At 60.1% G+C, this 21,335-nt stretch carries 20 protein-coding genes; 17 read left to right on the top strand and 3 right to left on the bottom strand.

All coding sequences use genetic code 11. The features are described 5' to 3' along the window. Window positions 1-25 precede the first annotated feature (25 nt). Complete coding sequence (locus tag SPHFLASMR4Y_RS00345; RefSeq protein WP_089131780.1) at window positions 26-2,194, bottom strand: TonB-dependent receptor; 2,169 nt, start codon at window positions 2,192-2,194, stop codon at window positions 26-28. Window positions 2,195-2,325: 131 nt separating this feature from the next. Between SPHFLASMR4Y_RS00345 and SPHFLASMR4Y_RS00350 the strand changes: the two genes are divergently transcribed. The 3 genes from SPHFLASMR4Y_RS00350 to SPHFLASMR4Y_RS00360 all read left to right on the top strand — a co-directional run bounded on the left by SPHFLASMR4Y_RS00350 (window position 2,326) and on the right by SPHFLASMR4Y_RS00360 (window position 4,876). Then, complete coding sequence (locus tag SPHFLASMR4Y_RS00350; RefSeq protein ID WP_260807024.1) at window positions 2,326-2,793, top strand: VOC family protein; 468 nt, start codon at window positions 2,326-2,328, stop codon at window positions 2,791-2,793. 66 nt (window positions 2,794-2,859) lie between these two features. Further along, on the top strand, window positions 2,860-4,050 hold the full coding sequence (purT, locus tag SPHFLASMR4Y_RS00355) for a formate-dependent phosphoribosylglycinamide formyltransferase (protein WP_089131781.1): 1,191 nt from the start codon (window positions 2,860-2,862) through the stop codon (window positions 4,048-4,050). A 124-nt stretch (window positions 4,051-4,174) separates the two neighbouring features. After that, entirely contained in the window at window positions 4,175-4,876 is a 702-nt protein-coding gene (locus SPHFLASMR4Y_RS00360; RefSeq protein WP_089131782.1) for a glutathione S-transferase family protein, read from the top strand. Between the two features lie 99 nt (window positions 4,877-4,975). Here SPHFLASMR4Y_RS00360 and SPHFLASMR4Y_RS00365 read toward each other — a convergent pair whose 3' ends face one another. After that, complete coding sequence (locus tag SPHFLASMR4Y_RS00365) at window positions 4,976-5,827, bottom strand: crotonase/enoyl-CoA hydratase family protein (RefSeq protein WP_089131783.1); 852 nt, start codon at window positions 5,825-5,827, stop codon at window positions 4,976-4,978. Beyond that, window positions 5,808-5,939 carry a hypothetical protein gene (locus SPHFLASMR4Y_RS17270; protein WP_260807025.1) on the bottom strand — a complete coding sequence of 44 codons (132 nt, stop codon included), beginning with the start codon at window positions 5,937-5,939 and terminating at the stop codon, window positions 5,808-5,810. The genes SPHFLASMR4Y_RS00365 and SPHFLASMR4Y_RS17270 overlap by 20 nt, the downstream gene beginning before the upstream one ends. Window positions 5,940-6,001: 62 nt before the next feature. Here SPHFLASMR4Y_RS17270 and SPHFLASMR4Y_RS00370 point away from each other — a divergent pair, with 62 nt between their 5' ends. The 14 genes from SPHFLASMR4Y_RS00370 (at window position 6,002) to murC (ending at window position 21,325) form a co-directional block, all read left to right on the top strand. Further along, window positions 6,002-6,997 (top strand): cysteine synthase A, encoded by a 996-nt coding sequence (locus tag SPHFLASMR4Y_RS00370; protein WP_089131784.1) that lies wholly within the window; start codon window positions 6,002-6,004, stop codon window positions 6,995-6,997. After that, window positions 6,987-7,358 (top strand): hypothetical protein, encoded by a 372-nt coding sequence (locus tag SPHFLASMR4Y_RS00375; RefSeq protein WP_260807026.1) that lies wholly within the window; start codon window positions 6,987-6,989, stop codon window positions 7,356-7,358. Before SPHFLASMR4Y_RS00370 ends, SPHFLASMR4Y_RS00375 begins: the two co-directional genes overlap by 11 nt. Beyond that, window positions 7,359-8,150, top strand: coding sequence for a hypothetical protein (locus SPHFLASMR4Y_RS00380; RefSeq protein ID WP_089131786.1), 792 nt, complete (start codon window positions 7,359-7,361; stop codon window positions 8,148-8,150). 271 nt (window positions 8,151-8,421) lie between these two features. Next, window positions 8,422-8,925, top strand: coding sequence for a division/cell wall cluster transcriptional repressor MraZ (locus tag SPHFLASMR4Y_RS00385; RefSeq protein WP_089131787.1), 504 nt, complete (start codon window positions 8,422-8,424; stop codon window positions 8,923-8,925). Next, window positions 8,922-9,869: a 16S rRNA (cytosine(1402)-N(4))-methyltransferase RsmH gene (gene rsmH / locus SPHFLASMR4Y_RS00390; RefSeq protein WP_089131788.1), complete on the top strand. Its 948-nt coding sequence runs from the start codon at window positions 8,922-8,924 to the stop codon at window positions 9,867-9,869. The genes SPHFLASMR4Y_RS00385 and rsmH overlap by 4 nt, the downstream gene beginning before the upstream one ends. Continuing rightward, window positions 9,866-10,468 carry a hypothetical protein gene (locus SPHFLASMR4Y_RS00395; protein ID WP_089131789.1) on the top strand — a complete coding sequence of 201 codons (603 nt, stop codon included), beginning with the start codon at window positions 9,866-9,868 and terminating at the stop codon, window positions 10,466-10,468. Before rsmH ends, SPHFLASMR4Y_RS00395 begins: the two co-directional genes overlap by 4 nt. Next, entirely contained in the window at window positions 10,465-12,183 is a 1,719-nt protein-coding gene (locus tag SPHFLASMR4Y_RS00400) for a peptidoglycan D,D-transpeptidase FtsI family protein (protein ID WP_089131790.1), read from the top strand. Before SPHFLASMR4Y_RS00395 ends, SPHFLASMR4Y_RS00400 begins: the two co-directional genes overlap by 4 nt. After that, window positions 12,170-13,612 (top strand): UDP-N-acetylmuramoyl-L-alanyl-D-glutamate--2,6-diaminopimelate ligase, encoded by a 1,443-nt coding sequence (locus SPHFLASMR4Y_RS00405; RefSeq protein WP_089134588.1) that lies wholly within the window; start codon window positions 12,170-12,172, stop codon window positions 13,610-13,612. The genes SPHFLASMR4Y_RS00400 and SPHFLASMR4Y_RS00405 overlap by 14 nt, the downstream gene beginning before the upstream one ends. Further along, a complete protein-coding gene (gene murF, locus SPHFLASMR4Y_RS00410) occupies window positions 13,609-15,006 on the top strand; it encodes a UDP-N-acetylmuramoyl-tripeptide--D-alanyl-D-alanine ligase (RefSeq protein WP_089131791.1) in 1,398 nt (465 codons plus the stop codon). Before SPHFLASMR4Y_RS00405 ends, murF begins: the two co-directional genes overlap by 4 nt. Beyond that, window positions 15,006-16,076 (top strand): phospho-N-acetylmuramoyl-pentapeptide-transferase, encoded by a 1,071-nt coding sequence (gene mraY / locus SPHFLASMR4Y_RS00415; protein WP_089131792.1) that lies wholly within the window; start codon window positions 15,006-15,008, stop codon window positions 16,074-16,076. The genes murF and mraY overlap by 1 nt, the downstream gene beginning before the upstream one ends. Further along, window positions 16,073-17,404 carry a UDP-N-acetylmuramoyl-L-alanine--D-glutamate ligase gene (murD, locus tag SPHFLASMR4Y_RS00420; RefSeq protein WP_089131793.1) on the top strand — a complete coding sequence of 444 codons (1,332 nt, stop codon included), beginning with the start codon at window positions 16,073-16,075 and terminating at the stop codon, window positions 17,402-17,404. Before mraY ends, murD begins: the two co-directional genes overlap by 4 nt. Next, window positions 17,404-18,663, top strand: coding sequence for an FtsW/RodA/SpoVE family cell cycle protein (locus tag SPHFLASMR4Y_RS00425; RefSeq protein ID WP_089131794.1), 1,260 nt, complete (start codon window positions 17,404-17,406; stop codon window positions 18,661-18,663). Before murD ends, SPHFLASMR4Y_RS00425 begins: the two co-directional genes overlap by 1 nt. Further along, complete coding sequence (gene murG / locus SPHFLASMR4Y_RS00430; RefSeq protein WP_089131795.1) at window positions 18,660-19,922, top strand: undecaprenyldiphospho-muramoylpentapeptide beta-N-acetylglucosaminyltransferase; 1,263 nt, start codon at window positions 18,660-18,662, stop codon at window positions 19,920-19,922. Before SPHFLASMR4Y_RS00425 ends, murG begins: the two co-directional genes overlap by 4 nt. Next, window positions 19,919-21,325, top strand: a complete 1,407-nt coding sequence (gene murC, locus SPHFLASMR4Y_RS00435) for a UDP-N-acetylmuramate--L-alanine ligase (protein WP_089131796.1) — start codon at window positions 19,919-19,921, stop codon at window positions 21,323-21,325. Before murG ends, murC begins: the two co-directional genes overlap by 4 nt. Window positions 21,326-21,335: the final 10 nt, after the last annotated feature.

The following is a 21,335-nucleotide window of genomic DNA, read 5'->3' on the forward strand; positions in this document are numbered from 1 at the left end:
GTAATTTTCTGCATGTTAGAACATCCTAAAAACTGAACTTTGCACTGACGCGAATATCACGACCGGACAGAGGTACATAGTCTTTAGTGAACGAGGCATGACGACGAGCGGTGACGTCGAAGATGTTATTGGCCGATGCCAGCAATGTCACGCCGCCATCCTTGCCGAACGGACGCCAGGCTACCGAGGCGTTGACCATGGTGAATCCGTCGGTCGGCGTCTCGAATTCGGCGACCTTTTTCTGGCTGTTTGACCATTCAATCTCGGTCCGCAGGTCGAAAGAGTCGCTATGTGCCTTGATCCCGCCGAGCAGGCGCAATGGCGGAATCCGTGGCACAGCGCCACCGCCATCGTCGATCTTGGCGCGGACATAATCGGCCACGCCGTCGACGATCAGATCGAAACCGCCGGCATGGGCGACCACAGCCGAAGCCGAAGCCTCGAAACCATAATAGGTCGCGTCGCGCTGGAGATATTGAAACACGGGGAGGCCGTCTTCTTCAGCCGCGGTTTCCGCTTCAAAAATATAGTCCTTGAAGAAATTGGTGTAGACGGTGGCGCTGAGCTGGACATCATCGCTGTCCCAGCGGGCGTAAAGCTCGCCGCCCCAGCTTTTTTCCGTGGTGAAATCGGGGTTGCCGATTTCAAAGGCCTGCGTGGCGATATGCGGTCCGTTGGAAAGCAGCTCTTCTGCTGACGGCGCTCTTTCGGACCGGGAGATATTGGCGCCAATCTTGAACGCCGCGTCGTCCGGCGCATAGGCCAGGCCCACGGCCCCGGAGACGGTGTTGAAACTGCGGTTGAAGTTGACGCTGTTGGCGGTCACCGTGGTCTGGTCGAAGCGCAACGCGCCTTCCAGCTCGATATCGCCGAGGTCGGCCTCCTGCACGGTGAAAAAGGCCCAGCTTTCGATGCTGTTTTTCGGGACAAAGGCTTCGGCGCCGATGGCGTCGAAATCGCGGACCAATATTTGCGATCCGATCACGCCACGCCAGCCGTCATGGTCGGCCTGCACCAGCTCGGCGCGGGCCTCGATACCGGAAACAGAAAAGACCGTGCCGATTTCATCGCCCTCAAATTCGGTATGTTCATAGTCCGAATAGCCTGCCCGGAAATTCAGGGCTTCGAAAAAGCCGCCGATATTGACGCCTCCGCGCAGATCGACACGGATTTGTTCTAGACCGATGGTGACCGGGCCTTCTTCCTCATGGCCCTCTTCATCTTCGTGATCATCGTGATCCTCGTCATCCTCTTCCTCGCCGTGCGCATGGCCAGCGCCGGGCCGCCCCGGAACACCGTAATCAGTGTCATAATAGCTGACCGAAAAGCCCAGATTGCCTCCGTCGTCGATATAGGCAATGCCGGCGCCTGCCGTCTGGGTGCGGCTGGCGGTATTGAGGACGCGGCCGGACTGGTCGGCCGCCTCGATCAGCTCTGCGGCCTCGTCAAGATGGCCTTCCTCGGCTTCTTCTGCTGCATCCGCCAGCACGTCAGCCCGCAAGGCCGGTGACAGAACATAGCCCGGCACCCGGACATCAGCGGTATCGCGATAGCTGCCGTCGGCATGGATCACCAATTTTGGGGTCAGCGGCACATCGACCGATCCGGCGATGCTCCAGTCATCGGCGGCGCTGCCATAGCCGCCAATCGCGTCAAGATGTACGGCATCGTCCGGGATGTCGCGGGGAATGCGCTTGTCGATGACGTTGACCGCACCGCCAATGGCATCACCGCCGAATAACAGCACGGCCGGGCCGCGCAATATCTCCACCCGCTGGGCGGTCAGGGGATCGATGGTCACCGCGTGATCGACAGACGTGTTGGATGCATCGAGCGAACCGATACCGTCGGTCAATACCCGAACCCGTGGCCCCTGAAAGCCGCGCAGCACCGGGCGTGATGATCCGGGGGAGAAGGATGTTGAGGACACGCCGGGCAGGCTGGTCAGGCTGTCACCGATCTGGCCGCGCAGATCTTCCGCCAGTTCATCACCCGACAAAGCCGATGTTTCGGCCAGCAGGTCGAGCTGGTCAACATAGGGCGCGGTGACGATGATCATGTCGTCATCATGAAAATCGTCGGAGAGGCCTCTGGTGCGCTGCTCAGCACCCGTGTCCTGCTGGGCAAATGCGGGCGTTGCGGGCAGGGCCAGAATGGCGGCGGAAATCAGGAATTTTCTGTGTGACACATTCATCTCATCTATGATGGGGGTTGGGGTTGGCCGTTAGGTAGGTGATATGATATAATATATCAAACCTTATTTTCACGGAGTCGGCAAGGCGAGCGAAATTTGCTATAAACAGCGTGCAACCAGAGCGGAGAGTGATGATGACGGCATGGAAAGAAGAGGGTTATCACAGCGTTACACCCTATATCACCGTGGACGATGCCGTGGCTGCAATCCAATTTTATTCAAAGGCCTTTGACGCGAGCGAGCAAATGCGTCTGCCGATGGGCGACAAGATCGGCCATGCCGATCTGCTGATCGGCGACAGTCATGTAATGCTGTCGGACGAATTTCCCGAGATGGACAGGCTGGGCCCGAACAAGCGGGGCGGGGCGACCGCCAGCCTGATGATCTACGTCCCCGATGTTGATGCGGCTTTCGCCAAGGCGGTGGCGGCGGGTGCCGAAGTCGTCCGTCCGGTGGAAGACCAGTTTTACGGTGACCGGTCCGGCTGGCTGAAGGATCCGTTCGGGCATGAATGGACCCTGTCGACCCATGTCGAGGATGTGTCGGAAGAGGAAATGGGCCGCCGGATGGAAGCAATGATGGCCGGCGAGGGCGGATAGATCACTTTCGTCATCCTGTAACAAGTTCAGGATGACGAGGTCGCTGGTTTTGGCTATGGCCTCCCCATGACTCACACCAAGAAAATCCTTCTCCTAGGCTCCGGCGAACTGGGCCGCGAATTCACCATCTCGGCGAAGCGGCTCGGCGCCCGTGTGATTGCCTGTGATGCCTATGACGATGCGCCTGCCATGCAGGTTGCCGACGGTCGCGAAATCTTCTCCATGCTTGACGGCGAAAAACTGCGCGCTGCGGTCGAAAAACACCATCCCGATCTGATTGTTCCAGAAGTCGAGGCGATCCGGACGGAGATTTTGGCCGAAGTCGAAGCGGACGGCTATCATGTCGTGCCCTCAGCCCGCGCCACACAATTGACGATGAATCGTGACGCGATCCGTGATGTTGCCGCGCAAGAGCTGGGCCTGACCACCTCGAAATATCATTATGCCGAAAGTTTCGCGGAAGTCGCCAGCGCTGCCGACGATATCGGCCTGCCGCTGGTGATCAAGCCGGTGATGTCCTCGTCCGGCAAGGGGCAGAGCAAGGTCGACAGCGCCGACCAGCTGGAAGAGGCATGGGACTATGCCGTCGCCAATATGCGCGGCGACCGGGCGCGGGTGATTGTCGAGCAGTTCATCGACTTCGATTACGAGATCACGCTGCTGACCGTGCGAACGAAAGATGGCATCCTCTTCTGTCCGCCAATCGGCCATCGGCAGGAGCGCGGCGATTATCAGGAAAGCTGGCAACCGGCGGCAATGACCGACGCGGCGCTCGCCTCGGCCCAGGACATGGCGCGCAAGGTCGTCGAAAATCTGGGTGGCGGCGGCAAGGGCTGGGGCCTGTTCGGGGTCGAATTTTTTGTCACCAGACAGGGCGAAGTGATCTTTTCCGAACTCAGCCCGCGGCCCCACGATACCGGCATGGTCACCTCGATCGGCCAGAATCTCAGCGAATTCGACCTGCACGCCCGCGCGATCATGGGGCTTCCGGTCCCGCATATCGCGCTGACCGCACCAGCCAGCGCCAGCGCGGTGATCCTGGCGGACCGGGACAGCGACCAGTTTGAATTTGCCGGCGTGGCGGACGCGCTGGCGCTGGGCGGCGAAGGCGCAGAAACGGACGTACGCATATTCGGCAAGCCGGTGACGCGGCCATACCGGCGGATGGCGGTGGCGCTGGCGACGGGTGCGGATACGGACGCGGCGCGGAAGCTGGCGAAGCAGGCGGCGGACGTGGTGAGGATTGAATATTCCTGAAACAATAATGAAGTGCGCCGCCAATTGACTTCTCCCGTGAGGGAGGAGGAGCAGGGCGGGGGTTTTCAATCTTCGAACGATCCGCCAAAGAACTTTCAAATATAAAATCAGGAGAATCTTACCCATGACCGCATCTCTCGTCCTCTACGGCTCGCCTCTGTCTCCCTTCCAGCGCAAGGTCGAGGCGGTGATGGCGCTCAAGGGGCTCGACTATGATTGCGAGGACGTCAATGTCATGGGCATGCCCGACTGGTACAAGGCGATCAGCCCGCTTGGCCGCATTCCCTCGCTCCGCGACCGCGACATTGCCGAAGATGGCGCTGCGGGTACGATCACCGACAGTTCGGCAATCTGTGGCTATCTGGAAAAGCGGCAGCCGGAACCGTCGGTCTATCCCGCCGATGCGTTCGACCATGGCCGGGCGCTGTGGCTGGAGGAATATGCCGATACCGGGCTGGCCATGGCTGGCGGCATGGGCGTGTTCCGGCCGATCATCTTCAATCTGTTCCAGCGCAAGCAGCCGGATATCGAAACGGCGCGCAAAACCTGGAACGAGAAGCTGCCGCCGCTCTGGGACTATCTCGAACACTATCTCGATGGCCGCTCCCATTTCATTGGCGATAGCATCACCATCGCCGACATTTCTGTCGCCGCGCAGATCGCCCAGACCGAGATGCTGGCCGGGCTGCCGGACAAATCCCGCTGGCCATCGCTGGTTGCCCATTTCGAGGCGATGAAGGCGCATGACTGTTTCCAGCGTAACAACGCGGGCTGTGACAGAATATTGGCGAAGCTGGTGCCGGAGAAATATGACCTGGGCGCCTGACACCTGGCTCCCTCAGCTACGGGCTTGCAGCGGGTCAGTCAGAAACCGGCCAGCCGTTTCTGACCGATCGCACGAAAGCTCACAGGATCGCGCGCGATCCTATAATGCTGTGGTTCTGAGCGGCAGGAGATCGGGGAAATCCGGTTCGCGATTCTCGCCCATCGCGGCGACCGCTTCCTGGATATGCGACGGCGGGAACATGCCGGCATTCCAGACGCCGATATAGTCGAGCGTGTCCGCCGTATTATGATCGCGGCCATAGTTGATCAGCACCTTGCAGCCGGTGACTGCTAGCGGCGATTTGGATGCAATTTCCTTCGCGGTTGCCATGACATGGGCCAGGCATTCTTCCTGCGTCTCGAATATATCGTTGACCAGCCCGATTTCCTTCGCCTTGGCGGCGTCGATCCGGCGACCGGTATAGGCCATTTCCTTGACCCAGCCTTCGGGGATATAGCGCTGCAGGCGCGGGAAGGTGCCGACATCGGCGGTCATGCCGATATTGGTTTCCTGGATGCAGAAAATTGCATCTTTGGTGCACCAGCGGATATCACCGGCGCTGATCATGTCGATCGCGCCGCCGATAACGCCGCCGTGCAGCGCGAACAGGACGGGAATGCGGGCTTCTTCCAGCGCATTGAAGCTATGCTGTATCCGTTTGACATTGGAACGGAACATTTCCGCGACGACATGTTTGTCCGCGCCATCGATCTTTTCGTCCGGTTGCGGCGCGAAAACAGAGAGATCCATGCCGGCGGAAAAATGCTTGCCGGTGGAACTGATGACGATGACCCGGGCGCGGGCGTTAATATCAATATCTTCGACGATTTCCGGCAGATCGTTCCAGAATGCACGGTTCATGCTGTTGAGCTTTTCCGGACGGTTCATCCGGATATGGGCGATGCCATTGTCGATTTCGACATCGAAACATTCATATTTTTTCTCGACCATGATCCTCTTTTTCCTGTTTTGTCTTCAGTTGCCAGCGGCCTAGCATGATGTTCTCGCGCTGCGCACGCACAATTTTGGCGGGCCGGCGCTCAAAGCGTCCGGCTAAAGCCATGCTATTGCCCCTGAAAAGGCTTCAAGCTTGCGGCGCGAAATCCCGCGCACTATGTATCGTCCATGACCATCATTCCAAACACACTCGAACTGATCGGCAATACGCCGCTCGTGCGCCTGTCCGGCCCCAGCGAAGAAGCCGGCTGCGATATTTACGGCAAATGCGAATTTGCCAATCCCGGTGCGTCGGTGAAAGACCGAGCCGCATTGTTCATCGTTCAGGATGCCGAAGAGCGCGGACTGCTGAAACCGGGGGGACGGATTGTCGAAGGCACGGCGGGCAATACCGGCATCGGGATCGCGCTGGTTGCCAATGCCAAGGGCTACAAGTCGACGATCGTCATGCCGGAGACCCAGAGCAAGGAGAAAATGGATACGCTGCGCGCGCTCGGCGCCGAGCTGATCACCGTGCCGGCCGCGCCTTATTCAAACCCTGGCCATTTTGTCCACACCTCTCGCCGTCTGGCAGAAGAAACCGAAGGTGCGGTCTGGGCCAACCAGTTCGACAATGTCGCGAACCGTCGTGCGCATATCGAAACGACGGCCGAGGAAATCTGGGACCAGATGGACGGCAAGATCGATGGCTTTGCCTGTGCGGTCGGAACCGGAGGCACGCTGGCTGGCGTCGGCATGGGGCTGAAGGCGAAGGACGAGAATGTGACCATCGCATTGTCCGATCCGCACGGCGCAGCGCTCTATGAATATTACGCCCATGGCGAGCTCAAGTCCGACGGCAGCAGTGTTGCCGAAGGCATAGGGCAGGGCCGGATTACCGGCAATCTCGAAGATGCGCCGGTGGACAGGCAATATCGCATTTCCGACGAGGAAGGGCTCGCCTGGGTCGAACGGCTGCTGATGGACGAGGGTCTGTGCCTGGGCCTGTCCTCGGGCATCAATGTCGCCGGCGCGATCGCGCTGGGCAAGGAGCTGGGGCCAGGCAGCCGGGTTGCGACGATCCTGTGCGATACCGGTTTCCGTTACCTGTCCTCGCTCTACAACGCGGCATGGCTGAAGGAAAAGGGGTTGCCGGTATTCCCCTGGCTCGACAATGATGGATAAGAAGCCGCCAAATTCCGGCCGTCAGGACACGATGCAGCGAATCCAGGTCGGGGTCGTCGGACTGGCGGCAGTGCTGCTGCTGGTCAGCGTGGCCAATTTTATCATCCAGCGGGCCAGTGACGAGCAGACGGGAATTGAGGAAATGCAGGCGGAGGCCACCGGTGTCGCACCTCCGATCATCAATGTTCCGGAGGAAAAGCCGGCCGAACCGCTTGCCGAGCTGGGCATTACACCGGCGCCGGCGCAAGGTACCGGCAAGGCCGAAGCACAGAATCCGGCAGCAAATCTGCCGGGGCAGACAGTCCCGGACTTGCAGCCCGATCCAAATCTGGATGCGCCGATGGATCGGGAGCGGCGCTAGTTGACGCGTTTCTGGCAGACGGTTCCGTCGGCCTTGCTGGCTTTTCTGTTTCTCGCGCAATGCAGCGCTGGCGAACCTCCGCCGGACCCGCAGCAACCCAGAGCCCGTATCCAGCTCATGACAAGTCTGCCGCTGGTCTGGGGCGATGGTGCTTCTATGGAATCGATCCTTTCCGGCGATTCCGAACCGGCGCCGATCTATCGCTACTGGCAGCAGCAATATGAGATGACGGCGGTAGACAGTCTGGAAAATCTGGCTGCAGAAGACCCGGATATTGTCATACTCGCCCAACCGCGGGCCATGGATCCTGCCGATCTGACCGATCTCGATGGCTGGGTGCGGGCGGGGGGTGCCGTCATCATATTGACCGACCCCGAACTGGTCTGGCCGTCCCGCTTGCCACTCGGTGATCCTCGGCGCCCGCTGGCCAGCGGCCTTCTCTCGCCGCTGCTCGATCACTGGGGCCTGGAACTTGTCGCTGCTGACGCGGACAGCACCGAGCTCGAGCATCTCCGCTTTGGCGATCATGTATTTGCCAGCCGCAGGGTGGGAAAGATCGAGCCGGTAAAGGCCGGCAAGGCCTCGGACGCAGATTGCGAGTGGAGCGATGTCGCTTTTGTCGTGCAATGTTCGGTCGGGCAGGGACGGGCCGCCATCGTGGCGGATGCCGATTTTCTCCATGCGACGCTCTGGCCGGAAGCAGCCCGAAAGTCACCGCAGACAAGCGGCGCGGTGCGTTTCGTCGATTCACTGGTGCGACACTCTCGCGAAACTGATGACCGCCGGAAATAATCACATGTCGAGCAATATCGAAGAGCGGGCGCACCTGCCCAGATCGGCGGTCAGATCGGTGTAATTTAAAATTAATTAAAAACAATGACTTAGTAAGTCATTCCCATAATATCCCGTAAAAAACCCTTTTATCCCACGCTCACCCCTGTTAGCAATTATTTGTTATCGGGGTATTCTTCCTGTCCGGATTCTAACTTTCGGAAAGGCGCTGGAAAACGCACTTCTGGAGCGGGAAGAGCTTTGGCCCCGGTTCGGATGAGGGATTTCCACGGTGTCAGTTGCATATGCATATTCAGGCTCTGCAATATCGGCGATAGACGACAAGGGTCGTCTTTCGGTCCCCGCATTTCTGCGTAAAAATCTGGTGGAAAGCAGCGATGGCCGGACCCTGTGTCTCGGCACGCATGAGAAATGGGATTGCCTCGTCGGCTTCGGCCTCAGCCGCAAAGCCGATATGCTTGCTGAAATTGACAAGCAGTGGGAAGCGGCGATCGCGCGGGGCGAGAGCTTTGACAAGGACGCTGCCGGTGCCCGGAAATTCTCTTCCCTGCAGGATCTGAGTTTTGATGCCAGTGGTCGCTTCATTCTGCCGGCGCAACTGCGCGACATTGGCAATCTGGAAGATAATGTTCTGTTCCACGGGATCGGTACGACCTTCTGTCTGTGGAACCCGCAGACCTTGCTCGACACTACCGATGATGTGCCGGTCGATCGCCGTCTGGTCGAATATCATCTGAAAGAGGCTGGCGAGAAGGGTGGAGGGAAGCAGAAATGACCACCGCTGCATCCGCCCGCCATGTTCCCGTCCTGATCGATGAAGTGATCAATGCGCTCGCCATCATTCCCGGCGAGACCCATGTCGATGGCACCTTCGGCGCTGGCGGTTATAGCACCGCGATGTTGCAGGCAGGCGCGCATGTGCACGCTTTTGATCAGGATCCCGACGCGATTGCCACCGGTCAGCAGATGGTCGATGATGCCAAGGGCCAGTTGACCCTCCACCACGCCCGCTATTCCGAAATGGCCGAGATACTGGTCGAAAACGAGGTCGACGGTGTCACGCTCGATATCGGCGTTTCCTCCATGCAGCTGGACCAGGCCGAACGCGGCTTTTCCTTTCAGAAAGACGGCCCGCTCGACATGCGTATGGCGCGGGACGGCGAAAGCGCGGCAGATTTTCTCAACGAAGCCGACGAAGAAATGATCGCCGATGTCATTTATCGCTACGGTGAAGAGCGTCGGTCGCGGCGGATCGCCAAGGCGATCGTCGAAGCGCGACCGCTTACGCGTACTTCCGAACTGGCGAAGGTCGTTCGCAAGGCTCTGGGCTATCGCGCCGGTGACAAGAAAGATCCGGCAACCCGGACATTCCAGGCGATCCGCATCCACATCAATCGCGAATTGGGCGAACTGGAAGACGGTCTGGCCGCAGCCGAAAGGCTGTTGCAGCCTGGTGGCAGGCTGGCCGTGGTGACTTTCCACAGCCTCGAGGATCGTATCGTCAAAAATTTTCTGCGGGACCGCAGCGGGCAGAAGTCCTCCGGCTCCCGTCATCTCCCCCAGGTTAACGAGACACGGCCGGCACCCACCTTTCATAAACCAGCCAAAGCGGTGCGTCCGGCCGGGGCGGAGCAGGCTCTTAATCCCCGGGCCCGCTCCGCCACCCTCAGATCAGCGGTGCGCACAGACGCGCCGGTCAGCGTCGGGGGTGGGCAATGAAGCTGGCGATCAAGCGTCTCGAAGGCATGGGATGGCTCGCGCTGGTTTTTCTGGTGGCGATCATGCTTTATCCGCTCTCGCTCAGCGTGGCGACGCTGCGCAGCGACCTTGCGCGCACCGACCGCAAGATCGTCGAGATCAAGAAAGATATCCGCTATCTGGAAACGGAATATAGCGCGCGCGCCAACCTGCGCCAGCTGGAAGACTGGAACAAGCTCGAGTTCGGCTATGCTTCGCCGCAGGCGTCGCAATATCTTGATGGCGAAAGAGCGCTGGCCAATCTCGGCGGCAAGGATCTGCGCAAGCCCGTGCAGGTTGCCGTGATCAGTTCGATGGAAGGGGTCAGGCCGGCCGGCATTATCGGTTCGGTGTTCGGCACCGCCAAGGCGCAAGACCGCAACGCCGATGGCAGCGCTATTGGCAGCCAGTCAAATATCGCGCGGGCCGTCACGGGTTCCGGCTCGGGCAAGCCGTTGGGTGCGGCGCAGGCGCGTACCACCCGTCTGGCGCAAATCGAAGAGAAGCTGCTTGATGACGGGCTGGTCCGCGATCTCGGGCGCAAGGCGCTTGCCGAGAAGATCGAAAGCATGGCCGAATGACCACACTTCTCGCCAACAGCAAGAAGGTGCAGTTTTCGGGAAAAGCGAAAGAAATAACCGCGAACGCCCATTTCCGTCTGATGATATTGCTGCTGGTGTTTCTGGCGGCCTTTACGATCGTAATCGGACGACTGATCAGCCTTACGATATTGGAAGATGCGGCGCCCTATCGCCCCTCGAGCAGTGCGTTCATTCCGCCGCGTGGTGATATCGTCGACCGCAATGGGGTGCCGATGGCTCGTACGATCCTGGGCTATGCCGTCCGGGTTGTTCCGGCGCGGGTGCTGGGCGACAAGGATGTTCTGGCGCGGCAGCTCTCGGCTATATTCCCCGACACCAGTGCGGCCTATTTTCTGGAAAAGCTCAACAGCCCCCATCCAACCTATCTCCGCCGCAGGGCGTTGCCGGAACAGGTCAAGCAGATCCATGCGCTGGGTGAAATCGGGATCGAATTTCCCCGCGAGGACGAACGCCTCTATCCCCAGCGCGCCCTCGCCGCCCATGTGCTGGGATATGTCGACGCTGACGGCAAAGGCGTTATGGGCATGGAAAGGGCGCTCAATGACCGGCTTGTAGACGAGAAGCTGCGCGGCACGCCGTCGATTCTGTCAATCGACAGCCGGGCGCAAGCGGCTCTGGAGAGCGAGCTTCAGGACGCGATGCGGATAACAGAAGCGCGGGGCGCGGCAGGGATCATTCTCGATGTCCAGACCGGGGAAGTCATGGCGCTGGCTTCCTTGCCGCTGTTCGATCCGAACAAGATCCGCAGGGCATCGATGAAACACCAGAACAATGAGGTGACCCAGAGTGTGTTCGAACTCGGATCGACCTTCAAGCCTCTGACCATCGCCGCCGCACTCGACGCCGGCACGGTGACGGATCTGGCGGTGCGCTACAATGCGATGGAACCGATCAAGGTCGGCGGCTTCACGATCAAGGACGATCACAGTCAGAACCGCTATCTGAACGTGCCGGAAACGCTGGTGCACAGTTCCAATATCGTTACCGCCCGGATTGCCGACAATCTGGGACAGGAAGCCATGGAGAACATGTTCCGCCGGCTTGGTTTCGACGAACGGCCGCATATCGAACTGTTCGAACGCGGTCATCCGCTTTGGCCACGCAACTGGGGCAGGGTGACCAATATGACAGTGGCTTACGGTCACGGAATCGCCGTGACTCCGCTGCATCTCGCCAGCGCTTATGCGGCAATGGTCAATGGCGGTATCTGGCGCCCGGCGACCTTGCTGAAAGTGGAGCCGGGCAAGGAAGCCAAGGGGCGGCGGGTCTTCAAGGCAGCGACCAGCGCCCGCATGCGCCAGTTGCTGCGGATGATTGTTTCGGACGGCACTGGCCGCAAGGCCGACGCGCCGGGGTACCGGATCGGCGGCAAAACCGGATCGGCGGAAAAGCCTTCGGGAGGCGGCTATAACAAGACGTCGCTGGTTTCGACCTTTGCCGCGGCCTTCCCGATGGACAATCCGCGCTACGTCGTCATCGCCATGCTCGACGAGCCCAAGGGAACGGCCGAGACATCCTTCCAGCGCACCGCCGGCTGGACAGCGGCACCCGTGGTGCAAAAAGTCGTGTCGCGGGTCGGACCGATGCTCGGTGTCATTCCCGATGACCATCGCGACGTCGATGTTTCCGAATTGACGCCGCTTCTCTGGAAGCCCAAAATCACAGCCAATGAGTCAAATGATGCGACTGAATAATCTGGTACCGGAAGTGGCGGGCGAGGACGGCGAACAGGCGGTCACCGGCTTTGCCATCGACCATCGCAAAATTGCACCCGGCAATATATTCGGCGCGTTCCGGGGTGCCCGGTTCAACGGAGAAGATTATATCGAAGCGGCGATTGCCGCCGGTGCCATTGCCGTGGTCGCGCGACCCGCTGCCCGGGTCGAGGGTGCTGTCCATATTTCCGATGAAGAGCCGCGGCGATTGTTCGCCCGGATGGCGGCGCGTTACTTCACGCCGACACCGGCCCATGTCGCGGCGGTCACCGGAACCAATGGCAAGACGTCGACGGCGGAACTGACCCGCCAGCTATGGCGGATGGATGGCTGCAACAGCGCCTCGATCGGAACGCTCGGTGTCACCACTGCCGATGAACAGGTGAAGACCGGATTGACCACGCCGGATATCGTCACCTTTCTCTCCAACATGTCCGGTCTGGCGCGGGAAGGGGTCGGTCATGCGATTTTTGAAGCGTCGAGCCACGGCCTGTCACAATATCGCACGGAAGGTCTGCCGGTCACCGTTGCGGCCTTCACCAATCTGAGCCGCGACCATCTCGACTATCATGGCGACATGGACAGCTATTTTGAAGCCAAGATGCGGCTGTTTGACGAAGTCGTGGCGGACAACGGTACCGCCGTTATCTGGGCCGATGACGATCCCTGGTCGGGCAAGGCGATCCAGCGGGCAAAGGATCGTGGACTTGAACTGCTTACCGTTGGCGAGCAGGGCGAGACGTTGCGGCTGGTGTCCCAGACGCCGACCCATCTGGGGCAGGTGTTGATGGTCAAGGCGGAGGGCAATACCCATCGCATTTCACTGCCGCTGATCGGCGCCTATCAGGCCGCCAATATTCTTTGCGCAGCCGCTATCGTGCTGGCAACCGGCGGGCAGTTGCAGAATATCTTTGACCACATGCAGCGGGTTCAGCCGGTCCGCGGCCGGATGGAACGGGCAGTGATTACACGGGCGGGCGCGCCGGTCTATGTCGACTATGCGCATACGCCGGATGCCCTGCGCGCGGCAATCGCTGCGTTGCGACCGCATGTCGGCGGCAAGCTGATCACTATTTTCGGCGCAGGCGGCGACCGCGACAAGGGCAAGCGTCCGGAAATGGGGGCTATCGCCGTTGAACAGTCCGATCATGTGATCGTTACCGACGACAATCCGCGCAGCGAAGACCCGGCCACTATTCGCGCCGAGATCATGGCCGGAGCCACTGGCGCCGAGGAAGTGGCGGACCGCCGCGCCGCAATCGCCAGAGCGATCGGGCGGGCCGGTCCGCAAGACATCATTCTGCTTGCCGGCAAAGGCCACGAACAGGGCCAGATTATTGGCGACCGGGTGATTCCCTTCGACGATGTCGAAGTGGCGAGAGAATGCGCCGGAGCGCAGCCATTATGAGCATATTGTGGACATCCGCCGCGATAGCGGAAGCGACAGCCGGTCAGTCGAGCGGCGATTTTTCCGCGAACGGCGTCGCTTTTGACTCGCGTGAAATCGGTCCGGGCGATCTGTTCGTCGCGCTCAAGGGCGAGCAGAGCGACGGTCATCTGTACGTGGAACAGGCCTTTGCCTCCGGCGCTGCCGGCGCCATCGTCAGCCAGCCGGTCGACGGGCCCCATATTCTGGTATCTGACACCGCCAGGGCGCTCGATGCGCTGGCCAGAGCATCGCGCTCCCGTACCGAGGCGAAAATCATCGGTGTGACCGGCTCGGTCGGCAAGACCGGTACGAAGGAAGCATTATATGCTGCGCTCGACCGCTGTTCCTTCGGCAGGGCGCACCGCTCGGTCAAAAGCTACAATAATCATGTCGGTGTCCCGCTCAGCCTCTCGCGCATGCCGGAAGACACAAGATTTGGCATCTTTGAAATGGGGATGAATCACGCGCACGAACTGTCGGCGCTGACCCGTCTGGTGCGACCGCATGCTGCGATCATCACCGCGATCGCACCGGCCCATATCGGCAATTTTTCCAACGGCGAGCTCGGTATCGTCGACGCCAAGGCCGAGATATTCGAGGGCCTGATGCCCGGTGGCACCGCCATCATCCCGCATGACAGCCCCCATTGCGAACGACTGCGGAAAAAGGCGGAGCGCCACGCCGAGCATGTGATCTCCTTCGGCTTTGATGCCGGAGCCGACGTCCGCGCGATAGATATTGTTGCGGCGCCGCGAGGCGGGTCGCTGGTTACGGCGAAACTCGGCGACCAGAGCCTCTGCTTCACGATCGCGGAGGCGGGGCGGCACTGGGTGTCCAATTCGCTGGCCATATTGGCGGCCGTACGCGCGGTCGGCGGTGATCTCGCGACGGCCGGGCTGGCGCTCGCGGAAATGAGCGGGATCGACGGGCGGGGCCGTCGCCATGTTGTCTCGCTGAAATCCGGTGGCACGGCAACCCTCATCGACGAAAGCTACAATGCCAATCCGGCATCGATGAAAGCGACGTTACAACATTTTGCAACTGAGCCCTGCACCGGACAAAAGATCGCCATATTGGGCGCGATGGGCGAGCTGGGCGCGCAATCGGCGCATTATCACGCGGCCTTGGCAGACGATATTCTGCGGTCCGGCGCCCAGGCCATCATCTTGGTTGGCGAGGATATGGCACATACTGCCGCGAAACTCGAACAGGGCCTTGATCGGGGCGTGAAAATGTCACATGCGGCAAGTGCTTCGGACGCGCTGGCCGAGGTCGCAAAATTGCTCAGCGACGGGGATATCCTTCTGGTCAAGGGTTCAAATTATCTGGGGCTTTCCTCCGCGGTTTCCGCGCTGGCAAGCGGGGAGTATTGATGTTTTATTTGCTGGCCCAATGGCTTGAATTCGAAGGTATTTTCAACGTCTTTCGCTATCTGAGCTTTCGCTCGGGCGCGGCCGTGTCGACATCGCTGTTCATCGGCCTGCTGATCGGCCCCAAGTTTATCAACATGCTGCGCATGCGGCAGGGCAAGGGCCAGCCGATCCGCGAAGATGGACCGATTACCCATCTCAAGAAGGCCGGGACGCCGACCATGGGTGGTCTGATGATCCTGATATCGGTGGTGACGTCGTTGCTGCTGTGGATGGATCTCAGCAACATGTTCGTCTGGGCCTGTATTTTCGTGACCCTCGGCTTTGGCGCCATCGGCTTCATGGATGATTATGACAAGGTCCGCAAAGCCAGTCACAAGGGTGTTCCGGGCCGGGTCCGGCTGCTGCTGGAATTTGCGGTCGCCGGTTTTGCCACCTGGATCATCGTGCAGCAAATCGGCACCAGTCTTTACGTTCCCTTCTTCAACGATGTGCAGATTGACCTCGGCTATTTCTATATTCCCTTCGCGATGTTTGTGATTGTCGGTGCCGGCAATGCGGTCAACCTGACCGACGGGCTCGATGGTCTTGCGACAATGCCGGTGGTAATCGCCAGCGCCACTTTTCTGGTGCTTGTCTATCTGTCCGGCAATGCCGTATTTTCGGAATATCTCGGCATTCCCTTTGTCCGGGGGGCCGGCGAACTGGCAATTTTCTGTGCCTGTGTGATCGGCGCCTGTCTCGCGTTCCTGTGGTTCAACGCGCCGCCGGCAGCCGTTTTTATGGGCGATACCGGCAGCCTGGCCCTCGGCGGGGCGCTCGGAGCGATAGCCGTTTCCATCCATCATGAAATCGTTCTGGCGCTGGTCGGCGGACTGTTTGTGCTCGAAGCGGTGTCAGTGATCGTTCAGGTCTTCTTCTTCAAGCGCACCGGCCGCCGCGTGTTTCGCATGGCGCCGATTCATCATCATTTCGAACAGCTGGGCTGGTCCGAATCCACCATCGTGATCCGCTTCTGGATCATCAGTCTGGTGCTCGCGCTGGCCGGATTGGCGACGTTGAAACTCAGATGATTGTCTCTCCCGTCTTTGCCGGTAAGCGCTATGCCATCCTCGGACTGGCCCGGTCCGGCATGGCGGTACTGGAAAGCCTGCACGCGAGCGGTGCCGAACTGCTCGCCTGGGACAATCGGGAGGACTTGCGCAACAGTGTCGCCGACAAGGCGCTTATTGCCGATCCGCTCGAAACCGATCTGACCGGTTATGAAGCAATTGTCGTGTCGCCCGGCGTCCCGCTCAACAGCCATCCGATCACGCAAAAGGCAAACGCCGATGGCGTTCCCATCATCGGTGATATCGAACTGTTCGCGCAGGCCCGGTCAGCGCTGCCCGCGCATCGCGTGGTCGGCATTACCGGCACCAACGGCAAGTCAACGACAACCGCTCTGGTCCATCATATATTGCAATATGCCGGAATAGAGTCCGTGATGGGCGGCAATATCGGCGCACCGATCCTGTCACAGGAGCCGTTGCCCGAGGGCGGCGTCTATGTGCTGGAGCTTTCCAGCTACCAGATTGACCTCACCAACAGTCTCGACTGCGATGTTGCGCTGCTGCTCAATATCAGCCCGGACCATCTCGATCGCTATGACGGGTTTGATGCCTATGCCGCCTCGAAGGCGCGGCTGTTCGACATGCTGGGGACTGATCACGCGGCGATTTTTGCCAGCGGTGACGAGAAGACCCGTATGGCTTTGCACGGTCTGCGTGACCTTGGCCGGGTGAAGAATATCTTTGATACCAGCGGCGTCGAGATTCCCGGGCAGGCGGACTGGCCATCGCTGCAAGGCCCGCATAATCTCCAGAATGCGATAGCGGCGATCGCCACGGTCGAGGCTCTCGGCCTGTCCGAAGAGCAATGGCGTCCGGCGCTGGCTGCCTTCGCCGGTCTGCCGCACCGTATGGAGCGGATCGCCGAAGCCAATGGCGTTCTGTTCGTCAATGACAGCAAGGCGACCAATCCCGCTTCCACTGGTCCGGCGCTCGGCGCTTATCCGAAAATCCACTGGATTCTTGGTGGCTTGCCGAAAAGCGATCAGCTGACCGAATGCGAACCTTTTTATAAAAATGTCGTCCGGGCCTATACCATCGGCGAAGCCGGATCATTGTTCGGAAAATTGCTGGCCGGTCATGTGCCGGTCGAATCCTGCGAAATGATACTCACCGCCGTACAGCGGGCCGCTGCCAATGCGCAGCCCGGTGAAGTGGTGCTGCTGTCGCCGGCCTGTGCGTCCTTTGACCAGTTTCGGGATTTTGAAGCGCGCGGCAATTGCTTCCGCAGCGCCGTCAATTCGGTGATCGAGAAAAATCTGATCGGAACTGCTGCCGGGGAGGCAATGTGATGGGGGCATCTGAACAGGAAGCCGGGCCGGCGCAACCGCTTCCGGAAATTTCCGGCGCGCTGAAGAAAAAGCGTTTCCAGCTGCAGTCGCGGTTCGGACGCAGCGACCGGTCGCCGCTGGCCATCTGGTTCTGGGAGCTGGACCGGGTGTTGCTCGGGCTGATCCTGACCCTGATCGCCATCGGCCTGATTGCGGTCGCCGCCGCCTCTCCGGTCACCGCGCTGAAGCAGAGCACCGCTTCGGTGACGATCGAACCGCTCTATTATTTTTACCGGCAACTGGGCTGGGTTGTCGTCGGCGTTCCGATAATGCTGGTGGTTTCAATGCTGCCAAAGGCACAGGCCCGCCGTTTCGCCATTCTCGCGGCGCTCGCGGCCTTTGTTCTCTTGTTCCTGGTCCCGGTCTTCGGCAAATCGGTCAACGGGGCCCAGCGCTGGATTGGCTACAGTTTCGCGACTATCCAGCCCGGCGAGTTTCTCAAGCCGCTATATGCCGTGACGCTGGCCTGGCTTTTGTCGCTGCGGATCAAGGATCCGGCTTTGCCGGTGATTTCCCTGTCGGCCATTTTGACCGCAATCATTGCCATTCTGATGATGATGCAGCCGAATCTGGGCGAAACCATCTTGATCTGCGGTATCTGGTTCGCGGTGATGACCGTCTCCGGTCTGTCCGCCCGCCTGATTGCGGGAATCGGTGTCGCCGGCATTGGCGGGCTGGTCGGCGCCTATTTTTTCTATCCCGTCGCAACCCAGCGGATCAATGCCTGGCTGTTCGGTGGCGGTGAATTTGACCAGGTGATGTTCGCGCACAAGGCCCTTACCGGCGGCGGCCTGCTCGGCACCGGACCCGGGCTGGGTAGCGCAAAGTTCAAGCTGCCGGAAGCGCATACCGACTATATCTTCTCGGTCATCGGCGAAGAATTCGGCTTGCTCGCCTGCATGGCGATCGCGCTCGTATATCTGGCGATCATCGTGCGGGTCTTCCTGCGGCTGCTGGACGAGGAGGACAATTTCATCATTCTCGCTGTCACCGGTCTTACCGCGCAATTCGGCGGACAGGCGCTGATCAACATGGCAGTGAATCTGCAACTCTTCCCGTCCAAGGGCATGACCCTGCCGTTCATCAGCTATGGCGGCTCGTCGATAATCGCGCTGTGTATCGGGGTTGGACTTTTGCTCGCATTTACCCGTCGGAACCCGTATCTTGACCGCTCACAATATGTCTCGGCATGGCCCGAGCAAGGACGGATAGCGGTATGAGTTTTTCGAAACATTATGTTCTGGCGGCCGGCGGCACCGGTGGTCACATGATCCCGGCCTATGCGCTGGCCAGGGAACTGGTCTTGCGCGGGCACCGGGTGGCGATGATCACCGATGAGCGGGGCGAAAAAATACCCGGCATGGTTGAGGAAACGCAGGTCCATGTGCTCCCCGCCGGACGAATCACCAAAGATCCGCGCAGCTGGCTCGGAGGAACCCGCGCCATCCTGAAAGGCCGCCGGATGGCGATGCAGCTATATGATACATTCCAGCCGTCGGCGGTTGTCGGCTTTGGCGGCTATCCGGCCTATCCCGCGCTGCTCGCGGCAAACAGCAAGGACATACCGACAATCGTGCACGAACAGAATGCGGTTCTCGGCCGGGTCAACCGGCTGGCGTCGCGTTCGGTCAATGCCATTGCCACCGCCTATCCCGACGTCCTGCGGATCAAGCCGAAATATCAGGAAAAGGTCCATCTGGTCGGCAATCCGGTGCGCGAGGAAGTCGTGGCACTGCGCGACGAGCTTTATCCGATATTGGCCGAAGACGGTATTTTCCGCGTATTGGTGACCGGCGGCAGCCAGGGTGCCTCCATCCTTTCCGATGTGGTGCCGGATGCCATGGTGATGCTGCCCGTGCATCTGCGCCGTCGTCTGCAGATCACCCAGCAATGCCGCGAGGATGATATCGAGCGGGTGCGGGCAAAATATGCCGAGCATGATATTCCGGCAGAGCTGGCCACCTATCTGCCCGATCTGCCCGACCGGCTGGGCTGGGCGCATCTGGTTATCGGCCGGGCAGGGGCCTCGACCATCGCCGAGCTGACCACGGCCGGACGGCCCGCGATCCTGATTCCTCTGCCGAGCGCTATGGACGATCATCAGACCTATAACGTCAAGGAAATGGTCGCGGCAGGCGGCGCTCGTGTGATCCGGCAGCCCGCCATCACGACCCGGAGTTTCGACAGCGGCAGCGACGACAAGACCAACAAGCTGCGCCTGCAGCAGTCCGCGGCGCTCGACAAGATGCGCGGCGCGATGGTCAAGCAGATCCAGAAAATCGCCTTGAGCACCGGCGCACTGGAAAATGCCGCGCGCTGTGCAAGATCCTGCGGACGCCCCGAAGCGGTAAGCGATCTGGCTGATCTGGTCGAAAGCATCGGCACGTCGCCACTGGGAAAGACCATGAAAACCGAGAAAGAAGCACCCCAAAGGCTTGCTGCCCGCAAGGAAGCGCTGGCAAAGGATGCTGTGCAGTGAAGGGTGTCGGAACCGATATCGGGACAATCCATTTCGTCGGTATCGGTGGTATCGGCATGTCCGGCATAGCCGAGGTCATGCACAATCTCGGCTATCAGGTGCAGGGCAGCGATATAGCCGAGAGCTATGTTGTAGAAGGGCTGCGCGCCAAGGGCATTGACGTGAAAATCGGCCATAGCGCCGAAAATGTCGAGGGCACCGCCGTGGTGGTAACCTCGACCGCGGTCAAGCGCGGCAATCCGGAAGTCGAAGCTGCGCTCGCCAGCCGGATACCCCTGGTGCGTCGCGCCGAAATGCTCGCCGAGCTGATGCGGCTGAAATCGACCATCGCCATTGCCGGCACTCATGGCAAGACGACCACCACCTCGATGGTTGCGGCCATGCTCGATGCGGGCGGCATTGATCCGACCGTGATCAACGGCGGCATCATCAACCAATATGGCTCCAACGCCCGGCTCGGTGCCGGCGAATGGATGGTGATCGAAGCCGACGAAAGTGACGGCAGCTTCCTGCGGCTCGACGGCACGCTCGCGGTCGTTACCAATATCGATGCCGAACATCTCGATCATTATGGCAGCTTCGACAAGATCAAGGACAGTTTCCTCGAATTTGTCGAGAACGTCCCCTTTTACGGCGCGGCGATCCTGTGCATCGACCATCCCGAGGTTCAGGCCCTGTTGCCGCGCATCCGCGACCGGCGGATCATCACCTATGGCTTTTCCGCGCAGGCCGATGTCAAGGGAATCAATGTCACGCCAGTGGCCGGTGGCAATCGCTTCGACGTTGATGTCCGCGACCGCGATGGCGAAACCAGGCGGATCACCGGTATCGAATTGCCAATGCCGGGTCGTCACAATGTCCAGAACGCGATTGCTGCCGTGGCGGTCGGACTGGAAATGGGGCTCAGCGACGAACAGATTGCTTGCGGCTTCGATCATTTTGGTGGCGTCAAGCGCCGCTTTACCAAGGTCGGCGAGGTCGACGGCGTGACCATCATCGACGATTACGGCCATCATCCGGTCGAGATCCAGGCGGTGCTGTCGGCTGCGCGCGAAGGTGCGCAGGGCCGGGTCATCGCCGTGGTCCAGCCGCATCGCTTCACCCGCCTGCGCGATCATATGGAAGAATTCCAGGGCGCCTTCAACGACGCTGACATGGTCTTCGTGACGCCGGTCTATGTTGCCGGAGAGGATCCCATCGAAGGCGTTGACAGCGAGGCGCTGGTCACCGGCCTGAAAACCCGCGGTCATCGTCTCGCGGAAACCGTTGCAGACGAGAAGGCTCTTGCTGCCCGCTTGGCCGAAGAGGCCCAGCCTCAGGACATGATCATCTGCCTCGGGGCAGGGGATATCACCAAATGGGCGGCTGCGCTTGCCGACGGGATCGCGGAGGCGCGCAAATGAAATTTTTGCC

Origin of the sequence: Sphingorhabdus sp. SMR4y, from assembly GCF_002218195.1 — a bacterium.
Classification (GTDB): Bacteria; Pseudomonadota; Alphaproteobacteria; order Sphingomonadales; family Sphingomonadaceae; genus Parasphingorhabdus.